Source organism: Desulfuromusa ferrireducens (assembly GCF_055389805.1).
Window position 1 is genome coordinate 59,242 of sequence record NZ_AP042415.1, and the last position, 18,702, is coordinate 77,943.

An 18,702-nucleotide genomic window follows, 5' to 3' on the forward strand; every position below is an offset into this window, starting at 1 on the left:
CTCTGCCATAACATCACCCATCTCGTCTGCCGAGGACCGTGCGGTCCAAGATAAAATCACAAGGCGCTAGCGTCGCCTCGGGATAGACACTGCGTAATTTACTTAGGGTACTGACCATCTCGGCCAGCAGCTGGTTTTTTTCGCCGCGACGAAATCCGTACTTCGCCTTCAGCCAGCGTTGGTAAACCTGCTCGAATGTCGCCATTTGCTTTCGATCAACCCAACAGATTTTCGGCAGGATATGCGCCGGGGTTTCCTGACGGATGGTTTTTTCGACAAAGCGGCGGAAATCCAGATCAGCAAAGCGCACCGGCCAGGCCGGCAGCACAAAACTGATCCGACAGCTGTACGGATCAATGTATTTATGATTGCCACTCTCACCAATACAGATCGGCAGAAAGGTCGCTGGTAACTCCTCGTTCAACGGCGAAAGCACCCTCGGCGGCCGCAACAGCAGATGTTCGACCAGGAACAATCCCTCGTCACTGAAACGGTCTTGCAGCAGATCGAGGATAAAATCGATAGCGGCAGCGCGCAGCTCTGCCGTGGCGAAATACTCGATCCGGCGCGCCTGAATGTCGCCGCTGGCGTCGGTTAGATTGAAATAGAAGCGTCCGTCGCGGGCCGTTCGCAGTTGATAGTTGCGACGGTCGTGAGCACAGGAGAGGACGCGTTGCATTTCTACACGCGCCGCCCGTGAATCGGAGAATTTCCAGCTGCTACTGAGTAGAATCTTGCCACCGCCAGCAGCACGGTCATCGCGAAGGCGGAAACGGAACTCTTTTTTCTCATCGGTATCCCGCTCATCATAAATATCGAAGCGCAGGTTGGCTAAATTGCGCCGTTTCACATTGCGGATCCCAAGCAGTCGGCCGAGCCTACGACTCAAGCCGCTGATATTATCGGTATCCCAAAGCTCCTTCTGCAGGCCGGTGTTGAAAGCTCCACCGCGATGGGCACTTAACTGAGGATATTCGCGGAGGAACTCGCACTTCGCGCGAGCCGCCTCAGCGCTGGCATTACTGCGGTCGTGGGCATACATGGTCCAGGCATACTCGTTGAAATTTTCGGCAAAGCGGGCCAACAAATGATCAAGAAACTGGTTACGCCGGCGCAGAAAGGTTGCCTCATCCTCACTCTTTGACTGGATATCCGCAGGCAATCTGCCGACATCAGCATAAAGCCCTTCACTGCCCCGGACCCCTTCGACCGCCTGTGTGAAGTAACTCTGGCCAATTTTTGGATCGAGCGAGAAGAGCTGCCGCGTTTGTCCCAACTGAGCAAAATAGTTGGCCAGGACCTGATCGAAAAAAAGCAGATAGGTCTGTAATTGCCGACCTAACGCCTTGCGCTCGGTGGTCGCCGAATCAGGCAAGCCACTGCCGCTGATCCCGTAGGTGCGCGGATAATCTTCCTGGATGCTGCGATAGTTACCGTTATTGCGGTAACGGCCTTCGTCGACCGGCAGGTCAGCGCTACCGGGGCTCTCCTGTGCCGCCTTTTCCATTGCCGCCAGCAACCCATCAACGCGGGTGAAATCGGCACGAAAGGGCAAGAGATCTTTATAGAAAACCAAGCGTGAACATTCGACACTGATGACCGGCTGAAGCGCTTCTTCAGCGTCGGCCCAAACCGGTATAATCCAGCAATCCTCATCCTCCGGCAATGGCTCAGCCGACGGCGCGATAATGATTTCGCGAACCGCTCGCACCCCCTCAACCTGCATGATCTCCCGTATGATATCGGACAGGTTGATCTGCTGTCGCAGCTGCGCGGCGGCCAACTCAGCGGAATCGATAAAACCGCTCTGCAACAGCGGCCCCTGGTAAATGCTCTCGACCGGCACGCCTTTCTCAAGCAATTGCTGCAGGGAATGGAATCGAACCGCGGGAGTGAGAAACTGCTGCACCGCCCGGAAAACCCGCGCTTCGCTGAGATCGATCTCGGCTTCCGGCGCTACCTCGATTTCAGCACAGAGGCAAAAATGACGCTGCTTTACACGTTTTATCTCGGTAAAATCTTCACAGAGATTACGGTTGGCGTGCAGCAGTTGCCACGCCTGCGCAATAACCGCTGTCGCCTCCTCAGGTGTGACCGTCGCCTCCAACTCGAGCAACACTTGATAAAGCCCCTTGAGGTCAATCTGCCCCTGCTGTTGCGGCTGGTTCGCTTGCAGCAACTCCAACCGACTGCGCTGAGAGTTGATCGCGTAACTCTGGCTGACGGGCAACAACCAGGCATTGCGCACCTTAGGCAGATCGATCAGCAGGCAGCGCAGATCGTCAACAGTGACCGCGCGACTCGGCAGCACCTGCGCAGCGCTCGGAAAATTTGGCCGTTCCTTTAAGGCTTGTTTTTCTTCCTCGGTGTATGCTGCGGCGATGGCCTGTTCTTGTTCGGCAATCGCTTGCGGTGAACGGGCCAGTAGGTCGGGCAGTGGTTGTTCGATCCGATAACCGAGATCGGTGATGGCGTAACTGAGCAACTCCAGGGTGGTGATCCCCGGATCGTGGATATTGTAATCGGTCCAGAGTTTACGCGACAACAACTGGATATGCTGCAGCCCTTCCTCGCGCAACAGCTGATAGTTGCAAACCGGGGTGGTGCTTGGTTGTTTGCTGATGGTGAGCTTTTCAGCCATGGTCAGCCCTTTATAGTTTCTGGATATCATGATCAGGCGCCGAAACCAGAATTGCCCGCGGATCGCTCGCCTGGGCTTGATCTCGTTCGAAGTTCAACTCTTGCCCCTGAAACAGTTTGAAATCAGCCAGATAATCGACGTAATCGAGTTGCTCGATCTGCTGCAGGATGACTGTTTTGTGCAGCTTGCCGCCGAAGATGATTTCGCGCCCGTCGTCGAAAACCCAGGGGGAAAGGATGCTGATAATTTCATCATTGAGCATCTTGCGATAGAAACCAAAATCCAACTGCTCACAGAAGCGCACCTTAAAAGCAACGCGGATGCTTTCATACAGCGGATTCGCGGCATGTACAGTCACCGTCGGCCCGGTTACTTTCTGCAAATAACGCTTAATCCGCTCAAGGGTATCCAGATCGACACGCGGTTGCAGCAGATCAACAGCATTGCGGTTCTGCAGATCGGGAACCACCACCAGAGTCATATGACCCGGAGCTTCACATGAATCGGGAGCGGTGTGTGTCAGACATTTCGCTTTGTAAATTTGGGGGAATTTTTCTAACACCAGTCGCTCGGCATCCCAAAGGCTGAGAGCGCGGTTTTTGTGCCGTAAGCGTTCACTGACCCGAACCTGAAAAGCGCTGTCATCCTCGGCCATCTGTCCGCCAAAGGAGGCGTAAGGCTGAGAAACTGTTTTGATCGTGCCGAGCGGATTCAGCAGTTTGGTGATACTTTTTGCTGTCAGCGACTGGCGCAACCGCTCGGGATCATTGCCCGCATCGACAAAGGTCGCCAACACTGCATTCGGATGGACAGCACGCAAGCGACAAAGAGCGGCACTCTGCTTTTTGACTGCGACCCGAAGCCAGTATTGTCCGGCAGGCAGCAGGGTGTTGCTGCAGGTCGCTTCGCTCGGCAGGCGAAAACTGATCACGCCGCTGCGTAACAGGCCGTTACTGCCGTCACTGAGTAATTCGTCAGCGGCTAATGGTCGCCAGTGGTTATCGCTCAGGATGCTCCACTCAAGCTGCGGTTTCGCCAAACCCGGATCGCCGCTACCTTCGGCCACCTGAAACAGCAGCGACAGGTTGCGACCGGGTGTCGCCCCGGAAAAACCGAGATAAAACTCTCCCTCGTTCGGATACTCCGGTAACAAATTGACCGTTTTGGCACTCAAAAACGGCAGTTGTTGCCGCAAAGCAGCATGATCACGACGCTGACCGAAGGCGCCGACCTGAAAAAAACTCAGTTCCTCCCGCTGCGGGCCGGCTGAACTCATCTCGGTAAGATCAAGCGTGCCGCTGGTTGCTGAATACCCGAGCGTTAATGATTCCAGGGTTGGCGTATAAGGGACATTCGGCAGAACCGGTTCTTCTGCGGGAGCAGTATTCGCGGCAACAATCAGCCGCTTACTGTACAGCTCGGAATACTCCTGATGGAGAAAACTATGATTCAAGCGCAGCGAGACAAAGCCATCGCGCACTCGCGCGGCCGGGGTCGACGGGATAAACAGCTGCGGATAATACCAGTGGATCGGACTGACCAATTGCGCCACGTTAACTTGTTTAAAGGCCCAACGGGTCTGCTGTAGACGCAGATTCTTTGCCTGCATAACGGGCCTGAGCGGTAAAGCGGCAACCGAGAGGACACCGCCGCCAGTGGGGACAGCGATCGAATGTTGCTTGCTGGCATTGTCATCGTCGAACAGTTTAACCGTCGTTTCGCTCTTCCGACCGTCGATCCGCCCACTGAGCTTGGCGCTAAAAGCAGCGTTACTGCTGACCCGATAACCGGGATCGTTGTAGTGATCGGTAAAATCCCCCGGAGCGTTCAACCACTGCAGTTTTAGAGAAAAATTCTCCAGCCGTTTATGAAAAGCTTCGGCATTGCCAATATAAAAACTGCTGCCTTTTTTAGCCTGTGGCCCGAAGGGCATAAAGGGTTTAGCCGGATTGAGTTTACCGAAATCATTTTCCAGTTGCAGGTTGGCAATCCCTTCGACAGTAACCCGAATTTCCACTTCACTTATCTTGACCGACTGCAGATCGGCATAGCCAAAATCGCTTTTGTCCTGATTGAGCAACAGCTGCAACACTGGCGCGTCACTATCAAAACGATGTCCATGCAGGTTACGGTCATAGCCGACCACCGCATCTTCACCGTCGAGCAGGCCGATTTCGAGCTGATAACGCCCCGGCTTGTTCACCACCGGTTGCAGTGATACCGGCTTCGGGCCGAGCCACCCTTTGGCACCGGAAAGATAGGCGAGAAAAGCATCCTGCCCCGCGGTGGTGCTAGCAAAGTTTTCTGCCAGACCGGTCAGCGCCATCTCGACACAAACGGTTCGGCTGCCCTCCTGCATCTCCAGCACCGACGCCGCAAAAGCAAAACCGACCTGCGCTTGCGGCAAGGTCGCGGCACCGAATGCGGACCAGTGAGCCGATCCTGCTGCCAACTCGCCGCCAAGGCCATCGGCCGAATTACTGATCGGTGCCAGATGGATCGACCGATTGTTCGTCTCATCCACAAACACCGACCGCAGGAAATCGATGCTCACCGGGAAGACGCCCAGATCGTTATCCAGGGCAAAATGAATGTCTTTATTAGTGGCATCCTTGCCAGCAGAAACCAGGGTTCCTTTCGGTAACAGCTGCTCAGTAGCCTGTTTTTTCAGCCCAAACAACAGATGCACACTGTCGGAACGGGACGGTCGCGACTTCAGTTGCAGGACAGTACGGTAAAAATGCTCCAGATGACGGCCGGTAATCCCGTTCAGTTCCGTACGCGCATGACGACAGAGCCGCAAAAAACTGACCAATAACCCTAAGTGGGGAGGCAGATCGCCGCGCGCGGCAAAACTCTGCTCAACGGCATCCAGATCGATATCAAAGGCCAGCTGCCGGGCGAGGTCCGCAGGCAGCGCGTCAAAAAAAGACCTCCAGTTGCCATCGACTTGATTGGTCTGCGGGTTGATAAAATTCAGCAGCTCGGCATATTCAGCGGCAAAATCGAGCCACTGTTGCAGATCGCGTTCATCAACCGGCGCACTACCCGGATCGAGGGCCGGGAGTAGCCGCTGGCGCTGACTCTGGCCATCGCGCAACAGGTTACCGAGACATGTCTGTTGAGCAATGTGACTCATCCAACGACCTCACCCTGATAAAAGGGAAAAACCAGGTTGTAGCGCGAGTTAGTCGCCCGAACGCGGTAAAAAACCACCAGCTCAATCTTCCCGGCCGGTTCATCAATGGTCTCGATCACGACGTCCTCCAGCTCGATGCGTGGTTCAAAATGCAGAATCGCCTGTTTAACCAGCCCGCGGATGTAGGTTTTGACCGTGGTGTTGAGCGGCTCGAACAGCAACTCGTCGAGGTTGCAACCGTACTTCGGCTGCAGGAAACGTTCGTTGACCTGGGTCGAGAGCAGAATCCGCAGGCTCTCCTGGATATCCTCTTCCCCCGAAACAAGCTCCACGCCCTTTTTGATCTTCGAAAAGCGCGGCGGAAAACTCCAGCCGGTGCCGAGGAATGGATTATTTGTCTGACTGTCTTTTGCCATAATCACCTCAACCGATAATCACCGTCGGACAACCGACCGCAGGACTGGCACCGCACACACAGATATCGCCGACCCGCAATGCCGGCATGCCACCAATCGTAACCGTGCCGCTCCCGATCAAAAAAGGGCTGGCCGTCGGCGCATGCACCGGTGCAGGAATGGCACAGACATGATTGTCGCCTGCAACAGCAGCCGGCATGCCACCGATCGTGACCGTAGCGGCACCGGGGCCAATGATGGTGCCGCCATGATTTGACAGATCTCCAACCCGCGCTGCTGCTGGCATCCTGCGGTCCTTTCGTATGTTACCGTCGTTGCTTAATTGATCTGGACCAGCGAACCTTTTACAACGGCCGTGCCGCTGGTACTCATTTCCGCACCAAAGCTGCCCTCCATATTCAGGTTGGCACTGGCCGTGATCGCGACATTGGTTCCTTCCAGCGTCAGGTCTCCGCTGGCCGTTATCTTGATATCGCTGCTGCTCTCGATCTGAAGTCCGTCGCCATCGAGGGTGAGGCTATTGCCGTTTTCATCCTCCACCAACACCGATCCTTTGTCCTCGTCGAGAACGATCCTTTTCCCCGCCGGGGTTTCGATGGTCAGACTGATTTTATCGTCATTCCAGACCATCTTCATGCCACTGCGGGTAACGATGCCTTTTTCATGATTGTCGTCGCTGCTGCTCAGCGGTGCCGGCTTGGCACTGCTGTTGAGCATGCCGAGAATGATCGCAGCGCGCGGGTCGCGGTTAAGAAACCCGAGCACCACTTCGTCACTCAATTCGGGGCGCCAGAAAGTCCCGCGATCTTCTCCGGCATCCAGCGCGGCGATCCGCGCCCAGATTCCGTCATGGGTTTCCGAGATCGTCGGAATCCGGACCTTGACACGATCTTCGCCATCCGGGTCACCACCGATGGCGGTGACAATGCCGATTTGCAAACCGGATACCGCCGGAAGCAACCCTGCCGCCGGTGGGCTGTTGACGGCATATTTCTCGGCGAACCAGTGTGCCGGCATGCCGATTTGAATATCGGTCGTCCAAGGGCCGCTACTGAATTCATGCCGCACTCCGGAGACAAAAGCCGGACCATTAAACCGCTCCCCGACGCCCTGCAGTTCAACCAGCGCACCCGGTTGTAGATTCACGCCAGTACACTTGGCGCGACCCTGGACTTTTGCCAAGCGCGCTTTCTGCAGTTGCGCGTCGGCCCAAGCTTTGAGCTCCGGTTCTTTCAGTTGCCCGCAGTGCTTCTGCACCGGCGCGTCCTGCTCGGCAATTCCAGCCAGTTCGGCAAAGCTTAGATTCCCTTGACTGACCACACCGTCAGCTTTCCCTTCGCTGCGAAGCAGTTCCTGATCAGCGAAATCCCACCCCTCACTGATCACCGCGGCCAACTGGTCGCGAGCATCGATGTGTGCTTCGAATTCAAGTAAGGTTGCCCCGTAGGTCAAGACCAACGCCGGAGTGGTCGAAAAATCGGGCGCGGCCAACTTCAGCTGTTCATCGTTGCTCAACACCTGAAAACCGTTGGCCTCGGCACGGGTCAAAAGAAAATCCCAGTCACTACAGTCGAACTGAACCAATTCGGCGTGCTTGACACGGGTCTCAGCGATCTGATTCTGCAGCCGATATTTGTCGATCAGCTGGCTGAAAACAGCACTGTCTTTCATCTCGCTGAAATAGGCACTGCGCCGATAGAGACTCATGCGAAAAGCCGCGTGACGGCAATCGATGCTCAACAATGAAGGTCGTCCCTGACGGGCTTTGATCCCCTGTCCGGTGATGATTCCCTGGAACAGCGACGTTTCTTGCGAATGATATCCACCCGTCACTTCAATCGTCTTGCCCGGCACGAACTGGTCGCTGCTGCTAGCGGCAAAATCACCGCCCGCCGGATCTCCGTCGAGCAGCAACAGCTTGGCCGTGGAAATCCGGTTGACCTGCTTGATCACCGTCAGCGCGGCAACCTGATACTCATGCGAGAGCTCCGTCCCCTCAATCAGAATGGTAAAGGTCGGCCGATCGTTCGGCGCCGCTGTTTGAATGACACGTTCGTTAGCCATTGGCGCTCTTCTCTAGCGGCGGGAATACCAACTGTTGCCCGACCTGCAGACTGCGAAAGTCATCCAGTCCATTGATTTCGGCCACCTGCAGGTACAACGATTGATCGCCGTAAGCCCGGTAGCAGAGTAGCGGCAAAGTATCCCCCGCTTTAACCGTAACCTGCCGGGTCAGATCGGGAGACTTGTCGTTGGCCTCGGCGGTGCGGGTATTGTCATCGACATTTTCACTGAAGCTGGCATCCATCACTGCCCGCAGAGGACGCCCGTCACTGTAAAACAGCTTATAGGTGATATCGGCCTTGAGCAGCACGCATTTCGATTCCAGCTTGCCCCACAGCAGTTTCAGGTAGCGGGGCCGATGGATTTCACCATCGTAGCCGGTGACGCGGAAAAACTCTTCAATCCGGTCGTAAACTTCGACCTTCTCCCCGCAGGTTCCGGTGCCATCGAACATCAATTTGAAACGGTATTCCTGCGGCTTGATTTTTCGAAACACCACCGGACTGCCGGTCGATCCTTCCCCCTGTTGACGCTGATACTCGACGTCGTAAACCTGGCGATACTCCTGGGGATTGAAATCAACCTTGAACTCAGCCACCGGCTTGCCACTGTAATCGGCGGCGGCATAGGCCCTGATCAGCAATTTTTCCAATTCGCCTTTGTTCGATTCAGCCACAGCCGGCTACCTTTCCCGCTGATTCTTGAGGATTTCAAGCACCTGCTCAACGCATTCGCTGACAATCTCTTCGCGTTGATGTTGCTGGTCGCCATCCGGGCGCGGACTGCGTTCTCCTTCAACCACGGCGCGAATAACGATTTCGTTAACTTGAACGGGCATAAACACCTCTTTTGCCGCCCTCTGTCGAGGGGGAAAGGTTCCAGACGAACTAAGCAGAAATCCGCGTAAAATGGCTGTAGGACAGCTCCAGCGTTTCGATCACCAAACCGTTTTCCTGGGCCTTGAAATCCGAGATTGACCACTTGACCGGCCAAGCACGGACGAAACTATAGACGGAGCCCAGCGGCTGATGCTGTTCGTTGAGCAGTGTGACGTCAATGGTGGTCGGTTCGAAACTGAAGTTTTCTATCGCGTCACGACACCACTGAATCAGCCCCGAATCGACCAACAGACCACGCTTGAGCACCAGGTTGCCGTATTTCGGCAGGGTCGGCAAACGATGGACGAAACGGTTTTCGCCCCCCTCCTGCAGCTCCTCGGTGCCCAGCGCGGCAGACAGGCCGGAAACCTCCTGAAAACGACTGTCCTTCTGACCCAGCCCAGCGAGACTGAACTTAACCAGAAAATGGAATCCTACCGGTGGATAATCCGCCATCGCCTCAACCGTTCTCGATCGTCAACCCTTCGTGGGCGATCTCTATCGACTCAATCGCGACCTCGTTACCGGTCGCCTTGAGACTCGGCCCTTCGACCTTCACCGGGAAGGCATTGACCACTTTCCAGGTAACAACCGGCTCGTGCTGCTCGTTGAGCAGGCTGATGATCAGATCGCGGCGATCGACTTTATTCATGCTGGTGGTGTTCAACCAGTCGAAGAACTCGTTGTCGTTGGGCAAAATCCCCCGCTTGAGGGTGATGTTGCCCAACTTTGCCAGTCCCGGCATTTTGATGCCCGAGTAAGTCGGGCTTGCGCCGTCACGGTACTCGATCACCTGGTTTTCGACATTCAGCCCGGACACCTCAGAAAAACCTATTTTGCTCCCACCCCACTCAACCAAGAAATGGAATACCGGCAATGGATAATCAGCCATCGATCTGTCTCCTTATCAATTCGTTAACAACAAACTCTTTTGAACCCAACAAATTTTGTTCTCCAGCAAGCGCTGAAGCACAAAAGACAGGCAGGCGGCATCAAGATTCCATCATCTTGTGTGAGAACTTGAGGACGATAAACTCAGCCGGCCGGACCACGGCCATGCCGATTTCAACATTCATCCGCCCTTCGAGAATATCTTGCGCTGTCATCGTTGAGCCGAGACCAACCTGAACGAAGAAAGCCTGCTCCGGTTTTGCTCCCTGTAGGGCACCATCGCGCCATTTCTGGATGAGAAAATTCTCGATCATCGCCTTCATCTTGATCCAGGTATTGGCATCGTTCGGCTCGAAAACTGCCCAGTAGGTCGACTTTTTGATCGATTCCTCGACCATATTGAAGAAACGCCGGACAGAAATGTAGCGCCATTCGTTATCGTTGCCAGCCAAGGTTCGGGCGCCCCAGATCAGAGTGCCTTTGCCGCTGAAAGGGCGGATGGCGTTGATCGATTTTCCGGCATTGACATCGACATTCATGTCTTCCTGCTGTTTGGCGTCGATCTTGATTGAAGGACCGTTGACCGAACTGAGGCTGACGTTGGCCGGGGCCTTCCAGACGCCGCGGGTGCGGTCGGTAAAGGCATAGGCCCCTGCGACAGCGCCGCTGGGTGGCAGCACGCTGAGTTTTTCGTTGATCCCTTTGACGATGTTTTTATAGAGCGCGAAACGCTCGGCCAATAACCCGTCAAAGGTCGCTTCATATTCAGCGGCGGAAGCCGACAGCTCGGCGATAGCGGCATTGAGGCCGCCGAAAGCCATATGCACCGCTTCCAGGGCAATATTCCCTTTGGCGTTGGCATCGGCTGCAGTGTTGTAGCGGTTATCAAGATCGGTGTCGGCCAGGCTGACAGTCAGACTGCTGCCAGTAATACTGTTAAGCGCTGCAATGGTGGCGGTCAGCCGATCACCGCTGGTGACAAAAATCTTGCCGCTGCTAAAACCGAGCGACGAATTGTGATGCTCGAGAAGCAGCTGAAAATCCTTATCGAGGCCATTATTGCGGATGATGGTGTCGAGGTCGGTTTTCAGCTTGAAATCAGCCGTTTCGGTAATGCCATTGCGGTAACCGACGGTCAACGCATGCAAAACATCGAGCACCAAGGTGTACATGACCCGGATCGCTGGCTGAAAAGCGTCCACATCGGCATATTGCTGGCCAGCCTTGAAGCTGTCATCAAGTTCGCCAAACTGCTCACTGAGCGTTGCATTGCCGGTCGTGGTGAAATTGTCGATCAGGTCGGTCTGCAGAGACTTGTTGGCAGTGATCGCGGCATTCAGTTCGCCACGGATAAAGGCTTTGAGGGCGGCGTCGGTGGTCAGATTCTCCAACTGCAGCGCACCGCTGGTCGAAGCACGTTGTAAACTGACATGGCGCGATTTGATCGCCTTGCTGTACGAAGTTTTAAGCCAGGGCATGTAGGAGGCACCATATTTTAGATTCTTGATGCCAATATTATTGCGGAATGCCGACTTATCGGCGTCAAGATCTCCGCTGTCGAGCAGATCGCAAACCGTCACCCGATCCATCAGCTTGCCGCACTGGGCCAGAGCCTGCTGCTGAAACTGGTAAAGCTGAGTGCCAGAGAGCAACGTCGCATCGGGGCAAAGCAGGATAGTCGGCTCGTCTTCTTTTTCCAGCGCTTTCAGACCGCCAAGGATTCCTGCACTGTCATTACCCAGCGTTGGAGCCGACTCATAATCACCAACGGAGACGATGTAACACTTGCCGCCGCCGTTATCGAAATAGAGGCGCATGCTGTCAAACAGATAGAAATAGAGGCTTCCAAGGTCGACATCGGCCACAGCGTTGCCATCATCCAGCTTAACCGTCGGCTTGATTGGTGGACCGCCACCAAAATAGCGCTGAAACTCGACCATCGAATGGATCATGGTCGGTTTCATGCTCAGGCGTTCGCCATTTTTGCTGGCCTTATCGGTGTAACCGATGAAAGCCGGAATGGCCGTTTCCACCTCGGCTACCGACGGCGGAAACAGGGAAATCTCTTCTACGTAAACATCGGGTGTTTTGTAAGTCGCCATTTTCCATCCCTCATCAAGTTTAAAGGTTAGACATACACGTAAACCCTGGAAATTACTTTGTCGCCCGCCGCTGGTATGATCTCGTTGACCGCAGGGTTTGGCAGGTTGTCGATCTGCAAGCGGGCCGTTGACGGTCCCTTTTTCTTTTTTAAGGTGATCCCCACAACCGGCTGTTTGGTCAGCGGCAGCAAGCGATCGGCAACAAAAGGAACTGCCGTTCGGCCATCAGCCAGAGTCACTGCCGGCTGGCGATTAAAAGTCACAGGCGGATCATCGAGAGACACCGTCAGGTCTGTCGCTTTGAGCTCAGTTTCGTAGTTTGCGACCACGAAATACTCCCACGTCGTCTTGCGCACCGGTAGTTTCAGCTGGTAGCGGCGAAACAGCACGGACCCGTCGGCATCGACAAAACGAAACGCATCGGTCACAGACGGGTCGATGGCGATCTCAATCAGTCCGAAAGGAGAACGGCCTGTCAGTTGTTCATCAGCATAAAAATGCAAATACTCGATGCCGTCCCGGCGTAGCAGGTAGCGTCCCGGTTGCCGTTGACTGAGATCAACCAGATAGGTTGCAACACCTTCCACCGTGGCGACCCGCTGACGCTGTAACAGCGCCTGCTGGTTGTCGAACAGTTCCCAAAGAACTGAATCTGCTGAACTTTCAGTGGCCACCTGAAAACGTTGCTGGCGTAAGTCGAGCAGATCCAGAGCAGAGAGAAATTCGCCAGCCGGATCGGCACTCAACAACCGCTGTCCATTGGAGAGATTCTTCTGCCGGTTGCTGAGAACAAACGCCTGCTGAAAGGACTTATCGAGTGGCAGCTCAGAATAGTTGTACAGATACGCAGATTTCGAGCGCAGCACGAATGACAGGTTCAGAGGCTGTTCAAATGGACACTTAGGCTTGGCGCCGCCAGCGGTTTCATAGAGAACGCCAAATCCAGCGGGAGACGGTTTGAACAGCAGGCCATATTTTTGCAGGATCCGCTGGCAGTGCGGAGTCGGAACAACGCTGAAATCCTGACTGATGCCATCAGGATAGTAATCGTGGAGAATATCGACCGCGAAGGCTGGTTGAAATTCGATCTTCATTCGACCTCCCTGCCTTTAGCAACGATCTTTATGGAGGTGATCGGTGCCTGCTGATCCCTGGTCTGCCCCTCCTGGAAGCACACAGTGCGAACCTTATAGAGGACCGATGGCAGGTATTTGGCCCCCAGCATTGCCCAGAGATTATTCTGCTGTTCAAAATTAAGCGGCTGTAAATCAACCACCAGACGCTCTATCCCTGCGGGCATGGCGGGTGAATTTTCTGCGCTAAAAACCGTTTTTGTCTGAAAAAACCGGATCAGGCCGGAGATATATTGCAAACTACTTTTGTAATCGTTGAAATGGGCGGTGAACAGAATATAGAGATTAAGTCGTATTTGCGGATTGAGGTGCCCGATACTGTGATCGGGATTAAGCCGATAAGGTTTGACATCGCGACCGAGTCGTTCTTCTTCAATGTTGACCAAGGTGAGCCCGATACTATTGGTCGGGATCTCGATCGTGCCATCTTCCTTGGCGACATTTGACAGACCAATAATTTTGTTCCCCGAAACATTCAGTTCAGGCAACAACTTCAGATAGTCGTTGGCCTCACTGCGAAAAATCTCCAGCGCATCATAAATCATCAATCCCTCCTACCGGAGCAAATGACCTTGCGGCAATCCACTAGGCAAACAAAATGTCCATCGCCAAGAAATCGTTTGGACCCACTGCCATTACATCACTAAAGATTAGAACTGAACCGACCGTCATTTTAATTAAAATCAAAGTCTAATCATCTTCAACCATTTATGCAAATTCTTTCTTGCCAATGAGATTAGTCAAATGTTTTGCTTTCATATTGATTACTTTCAGTATCTTCTGGGTGTTTTATTAGAAAAATTGCGCGGAAACCTACAAGAGAGACCAAGAGTGCGAAGTTGATTAAATAACTACAGAAAGGGAATCAGGCGAAAAAAAAGAAAGTTTCAATTAAGCGGCTTGACCAGCGATCAAGCCGCCACTGAATAAATTTTAACAACGTTCCTTCACGGCGTAACTTCCACCGGCAACAGGGACGCGCTGAATCCCTGATAACAGATCGGACGAAGAAATCTGCGCAACGCTTCCGTTCCAACCGAGGTACTGCGGCTGTCGGTAGTTGCGGGATAGGGGCCACCATGCACCATGGCGTGACAAACCTCGACTCCGGTGGGAAAGCTGTTAAGAATCAGGCGCCCGGCCTTAGTTTCTAAAATTGCGAACAGCTCACGACACTGCTCCTCTTCACTGACGGTTGCATGCAGGCTGGCCGTCAATTGGCCGGCTAATGCCTCTGCGGCCTGCTTCATCTGGACAAAAGAGTCGCACGCTATAATCACTGCAGAAGGACCAAAAACCTCCTCGCCGATGCGAGGGTCGTCGATAAAGGTAGCTGCGCTGGTCAAAAAGAGCGCTGGCGAAACAAAACATCCCGCGCCTGCAGCGACGCTCCTGCCAGCAAACAGCTCAACCTCAGGCAGCAGCGACAAACGACCGACACCGGCCAGATAGTTATCCTTTATCCCGGCATGCAACATGGCGGCAGGCTCAGTTTGAGACTGCACCTGTTGCACGCTACGAACGAAGGCATCGAGATCTGAACCCTTTAGAGCGAACAGCAGACCCGGATTGGTGCAGAATTGCCCAACCCCGAGGGACACCGAAGCGGAAAATTCTTTGGCGAGCTGCTCGCCATAGTTGGCCAAAGCCTGTGGTAAAACAAAAATGGGATTAACACTACCCATTTCAGCAAACAGCGGAATCGGTTGCGCCCGCGCGGCAGCCAGATCGAACAGCGCCCGACCGACACGAAGCGATCCGGTAAATGCGACGGCCGCCAGCGCCGGATGTTGCACCAGTGCAGCTCCCAGTGCGGCAGTGCTGCCTTGCAGCAGAGCAAAAACCCCAGGCGGCAAACCGCATTGTTCAATCGCGTTACGGATGGCCAGACCAGCCAATTCGGAGGTCCCCGGATGCGCGGGATGGCCCTTGACAATCACCGGACAACCGGCCGCCAGAGCAGAGGCGGTGTCACCACCGGCAACAGAAAAAGCGAGGGGGAAATTACTCGCGCCGAATACCGCAACCGGACCCAGTGGCATCTGTGTCATGCGGATATCGGCACGCGGCAATGGCTGTCGATCGGGCAACGCTTGATCAATTTGCGTATGCAAAAACTTCCCGTCGCGGACGAAATCCGCAAACAGTCGCAATTGATTGACAGTCCGTCCCAGTTCCCCTTCAAGCCGCGCTGCCGGCAAGCCGCTTTCCTGATGAGCACGCAGCAGCAGATCGTCTTTTAGCGCCAGCAACTGGTCGGCAATAGCGAGCAGGAAGTCGGCACGCTCTGATAACGGCAAGTGCCGATAGGCAGCAAAATCGCGCGCAGCCAAAGAAACGGCACTCTCAACCTGCGCAGCCGTTCCTTCGCAAAAAGCTGGCGGCAAGCGCTCATCCGTGATGGGATTTATGGCATAAAAGGATTGCTCCGCAGCGGCAAGAGAATCTGCAGCAATGATGTGGCAACCGGTCAACTTCATTTTAGCCCCTTTGTTTCTCTGAACAAAACACTACAAACAGACGCTTTATCGTTCACTTTTTGGCACAGGTGTCAAATTTGAACAAAAAGCTGCCAAGCAATCCGAGGAAGACGATCAATAATACTCCTCGCCATAATCGGGAACCTGATCACACCATGTGGGATTTTTCTGCGCTTCGGCCAGGGCCATCTCCGCCTGGCGTATAAGCTTGTCCCGGTCCTTCGGATAACTACCGGCCAGGTTGAGAATATTGGAGACATGATTGGAACGCAGTATCGTCCTGGTCGGCTGCAATGCCCTGACAATGGACAAGGCTTCCGCAATAATTCCAGCGTTGGTCAACGGTTGAATCTGCTCGAAATAATCATCGTTATGCCGCTTAAACATCGTCAGCAAAGAGAAATACGCCGGTGACAGCTGAGTAATCCACTCGGCAGTCGCGGCGGCGTGTTCAGCACTGCGAGCACGCCCAGCCAATCCCAGAATCCCGGTTACCGACAACTTGAGCCCCGCCTGTTGGGCATTTTGGCAAAGCTCCAACATCCGTTTCGGCGCGAAGCCTTTGTTGATCAATTGCAACGTGGGGGCATCACCACTTTCCAAACCAAAGTAGAGAATGCGCAGCTTTCTCTCTTTCAGTGCGGCCAGTTCCGCAACACTTTTAGTGGTCAAGCTATTCGGTGATGCGTAGGCACCAATCCGCGTCAAGCGGGGAAAGTTCTCCGCCAGCAGATCGAGAATGCGCAGCAAGCCCTCTTGCGGATAAACCAAGGCATCGCCATCAGCCAGAAACACGCGCTGATAATGTGCACGATGCTGCTGCGGCACGGCAGCAATGTCCGCAGCGATCTCCTCAACCGAGCGGATACGGAACTGTTTTGTTTTGTACATGCCGCAAAAACGGCAGTGATTCTGACTGCAACCGACCGTGATCTGAAAAATCAGCGAGCGGGCTTCAGATGGTGGCCGGAAGACCGGCTCGACATAATCAAAAGAGTACATTTACTCCTCAACTTTCGGCCGTAGCCCGTCTTTTTTCGATCAAACGCAATAACATGCGCGCCTCGGCAGCCAGTTGTTCGCTACGGGCCAAATCCAGCGCCGAGAGGAAATAGTGATAGGCGCTGGTTTGATAGCGCGGTTGCTGCAACATCGCCTTGCCCGCCCCCAAGTAGGCCTGATCAATCCGCTGATCGTTCTGCCGCTCAGCAACAAAACGCCGAAATATATGTAAGGCTTCGCGAAAACGCCCCTGCTCAAGCAGGTAATTCCCCACCGCCAAGACATCTGCCGACTCGACCTGCAGGCGTTGTTCACGACTTTCAATCCCCAGATAGCAATCACTGGCCCCAGCCATGTCCCCGCTTAAAACCGCTGGGCAAATCTGTTGCACCGACGACAGCGGCGGGGTCTGTATCGCCGGTCGCTGCCAGCTTGCACGCAGCCGATAATACTGATCAGCGCTCCAAGCGACCCCCAAACCTCCAAGAAAGCCTCCGAGGTGGGCTCCGTATGCGACTCCGCCACTTCCAGAGGAAGTGAACAAAAATGGCAACAGGTTATCAATCAACAAATAGAAACCGAGCACCAGCCGCGCCGACAAATAGATACTGGTCATCAAAAAGGGGAAGAAAAACAGAAAACAGCGCACCCGGTTGCGCGGGAACCAGAGGAAATAACAGCCGAGCACCCCGGAGATGGCCCCGGAAGCACCGATCAGCGGCACCTGTGAATCGGTGGCAAAAAAGGCAAAAAACAGCGTGGCGGCAAAACCACAACCGAGATAGGTCAGCAGATAACGTACCCGACCGAGACGGAATTCAACATTGTCGCCAAAGATAAAGAGAAACAGCATATTGCCAGCCAGATGCATCAGGCCACCATGCAGAAACAACGATGTCAGCAGTGAAAGCAGGGAAAATTCGGCCGGACGAAAACCGTACCTGAAGACCAGCAGGTCATAAGAGCTGAGACTTTGATAAACCTCCCGGCCACTGACCTTGCCCAACAAACCGAAAACCCGCAGGTACTCGTGCAACACCGGGTCCTGCAGGCTGACCTTGCCGGCAGCAGCCGGTAGGGTCAGCAACAGATAGATGCCGACATTGAGCGCAATCAGCGCCCAAGTGACATAGGGGCGACCCGGCGGGTTCGGCGTATCAGCGATGGGAAAAAACATTGTCGCTCCGGATAGCGGAAGGCTTACAGATCTGCCATCCTAGCATAACTACAGGGGGCAATCCAAAGGAACAGCCGCTGCGGCAGATATCCGCTCGCGACGAGTAGATGCTTGCGTTTACCGTAACTTATCGCTATCTTCCGGGCGGGAGAGCAATAAATGAATCTACTTTACATTCTTGATTTAATCGGCACCGTCGCCTTTGCCGCCTCCGGCGCCTGGGCAGGGATTCGCCGCGGCATGGACCTGTTTGGTGTACTCGTCCTGGGGATGGTCACTGCTATCGGTGGTGGCACCCTGCGCGACCTGCTGCTCGGCGATCTGCCGCCGTTTTGCCTGCGCAACGAAATCTATCTTTGGTTGCCGGTTGTGGTTGCCCTGCTGGTTTTCTTCACCCATCGTTTCTTGCCCAAATTTGAGCATCCATTATTGTACCTAGATGCTATCGGACTAGGAACCTTTGTGGTTATCGGTACGGGAAAAGCGATCGCCTTTCAAACCGGCCCCTTAGGCGCCGTGCTAATGGGCGTGATGACCGGAACAGCCGGCGGAGTGATGCGCGATATTTTATCCAACGAGGTTCCGCTGATCATGCGCCGTGAAATTTATGCCTCGGCCTGCATTCTCGGCGGCAGCCTGCTGGTCATTCTACAGCAGTTGCAAATACCGAATGAATTGGCGCTATTAATATCCGCTAGCAGCGTTATACTACTGAGGTTGCTGGCAATTCGGCATAATTGGTCACTGCCGAAAGCTGCCTGAGGATCTATTCTGAAACT

16 protein-coding genes are annotated in these 18,702 nt (G+C 54.3%); 1 reads left to right on the top strand and 15 read right to left on the bottom strand.

Features of this window, described 5'->3' with window-relative positions; all coding sequences use genetic code 11:
* Positions 1-13: 13 nt before the first annotated feature.
* From ACZ5PT_RS00240 to ACZ5PT_RS00310, 15 genes are all read right to left on the bottom strand, one after another.
* A complete protein-coding gene (locus ACZ5PT_RS00240; RefSeq protein WP_464264803.1) occupies positions 14-2,641 on the bottom strand; it encodes a diguanylate cyclase in 2,628 nt (875 codons plus the stop codon).
* 10 nt (positions 2,642-2,651) lie between these two features.
* A complete protein-coding gene (locus tag ACZ5PT_RS00245; protein ID WP_464264804.1) occupies positions 2,652-5,780 on the bottom strand; it encodes a hypothetical protein in 3,129 nt (1,042 codons plus the stop codon).
* Complete coding sequence (locus ACZ5PT_RS00250; protein ID WP_464264805.1) at positions 5,777-6,196, bottom strand: GPW/gp25 family protein; 420 nt, start codon at positions 6,194-6,196, stop codon at positions 5,777-5,779. The genes ACZ5PT_RS00245 and ACZ5PT_RS00250 overlap by 4 nt, the downstream gene beginning before the upstream one ends.
* A gap of 7 nt (positions 6,197-6,203) precedes the next feature.
* Positions 6,204-6,482 (bottom strand): PAAR domain-containing protein, encoded by a 279-nt coding sequence (locus tag ACZ5PT_RS00255; RefSeq protein WP_464264806.1) that lies wholly within the window; start codon positions 6,480-6,482, stop codon positions 6,204-6,206.
* 32 nt (positions 6,483-6,514) lie between these two features.
* Positions 6,515-8,260, bottom strand: coding sequence for a type VI secretion system tip protein VgrG (vgrG, locus tag ACZ5PT_RS00260; protein WP_464264807.1), 1,746 nt, complete (start codon positions 8,258-8,260; stop codon positions 6,515-6,517).
* Entirely contained in the window at positions 8,253-8,936 is a 684-nt protein-coding gene (locus ACZ5PT_RS00265) for a CIS tube protein (protein WP_464264808.1), read from the bottom strand. Before ACZ5PT_RS00265 ends, vgrG begins: the two co-directional genes overlap by 8 nt.
* Positions 8,937-8,942: 6 nt before the next feature.
* The gene (locus tag ACZ5PT_RS00270) at positions 8,943-9,098 is read right to left on the bottom strand and encodes a DUF5908 family protein (protein WP_464264809.1); all 156 of its coding nucleotides are present in this window, start codon (positions 9,096-9,098) and stop codon (positions 8,943-8,945) included.
* A gap of 49 nt (positions 9,099-9,147) precedes the next feature.
* On the bottom strand, positions 9,148-9,594 hold the full coding sequence (locus ACZ5PT_RS00275; RefSeq protein ID WP_464264810.1) for a phage tail protein: 447 nt from the start codon (positions 9,592-9,594) through the stop codon (positions 9,148-9,150).
* Between the two features lie 4 nt (positions 9,595-9,598).
* Positions 9,599-10,030 carry a phage tail protein gene (locus ACZ5PT_RS00280; protein ID WP_464264811.1) on the bottom strand — a complete coding sequence of 144 codons (432 nt, stop codon included), beginning with the start codon at positions 10,028-10,030 and terminating at the stop codon, positions 9,599-9,601.
* A gap of 100 nt (positions 10,031-10,130) precedes the next feature.
* Positions 10,131-12,131, bottom strand: a complete 2,001-nt coding sequence (locus ACZ5PT_RS00285) for a phage tail sheath family protein (RefSeq protein ID WP_464264812.1) — start codon at positions 12,129-12,131, stop codon at positions 10,131-10,133.
* Between the two features lie 26 nt (positions 12,132-12,157).
* Positions 12,158-13,225, bottom strand: a complete 1,068-nt coding sequence (locus ACZ5PT_RS00290) for a hypothetical protein (RefSeq protein ID WP_464264813.1) — start codon at positions 13,223-13,225, stop codon at positions 12,158-12,160.
* Positions 13,222-13,809, bottom strand: a complete 588-nt coding sequence (locus ACZ5PT_RS00295; RefSeq protein WP_464264814.1) for a Pvc16 family protein — start codon at positions 13,807-13,809, stop codon at positions 13,222-13,224. Before ACZ5PT_RS00295 ends, ACZ5PT_RS00290 begins: the two co-directional genes overlap by 4 nt.
* Before the next feature lie 402 nt (positions 13,810-14,211).
* Entirely contained in the window at positions 14,212-15,744 is a 1,533-nt protein-coding gene (locus ACZ5PT_RS00300) for an aldehyde dehydrogenase (NADP(+)) (protein WP_464264815.1), read from the bottom strand.
* 114 nt (positions 15,745-15,858) lie between these two features.
* Positions 15,859-16,746, bottom strand: coding sequence for a radical SAM protein (locus ACZ5PT_RS00305; RefSeq protein ID WP_464264816.1), 888 nt, complete (start codon positions 16,744-16,746; stop codon positions 15,859-15,861).
* Positions 16,747-16,753: 7 nt separating this feature from the next.
* Positions 16,754-17,923: a rhomboid family intramembrane serine protease gene (locus ACZ5PT_RS00310; protein WP_464264817.1), complete on the bottom strand. Its 1,170-nt coding sequence runs from the start codon at positions 17,921-17,923 to the stop codon at positions 16,754-16,756.
* Between the two features lie 159 nt (positions 17,924-18,082).
* Between ACZ5PT_RS00310 and ACZ5PT_RS00315 the strand changes: the two genes are divergently transcribed.
* On the top strand, positions 18,083-18,685 hold the full coding sequence (locus tag ACZ5PT_RS00315) for a trimeric intracellular cation channel family protein (protein WP_464264818.1): 603 nt from the start codon (positions 18,083-18,085) through the stop codon (positions 18,683-18,685).
* Positions 18,686-18,702 lie beyond the last annotated feature (17 nt).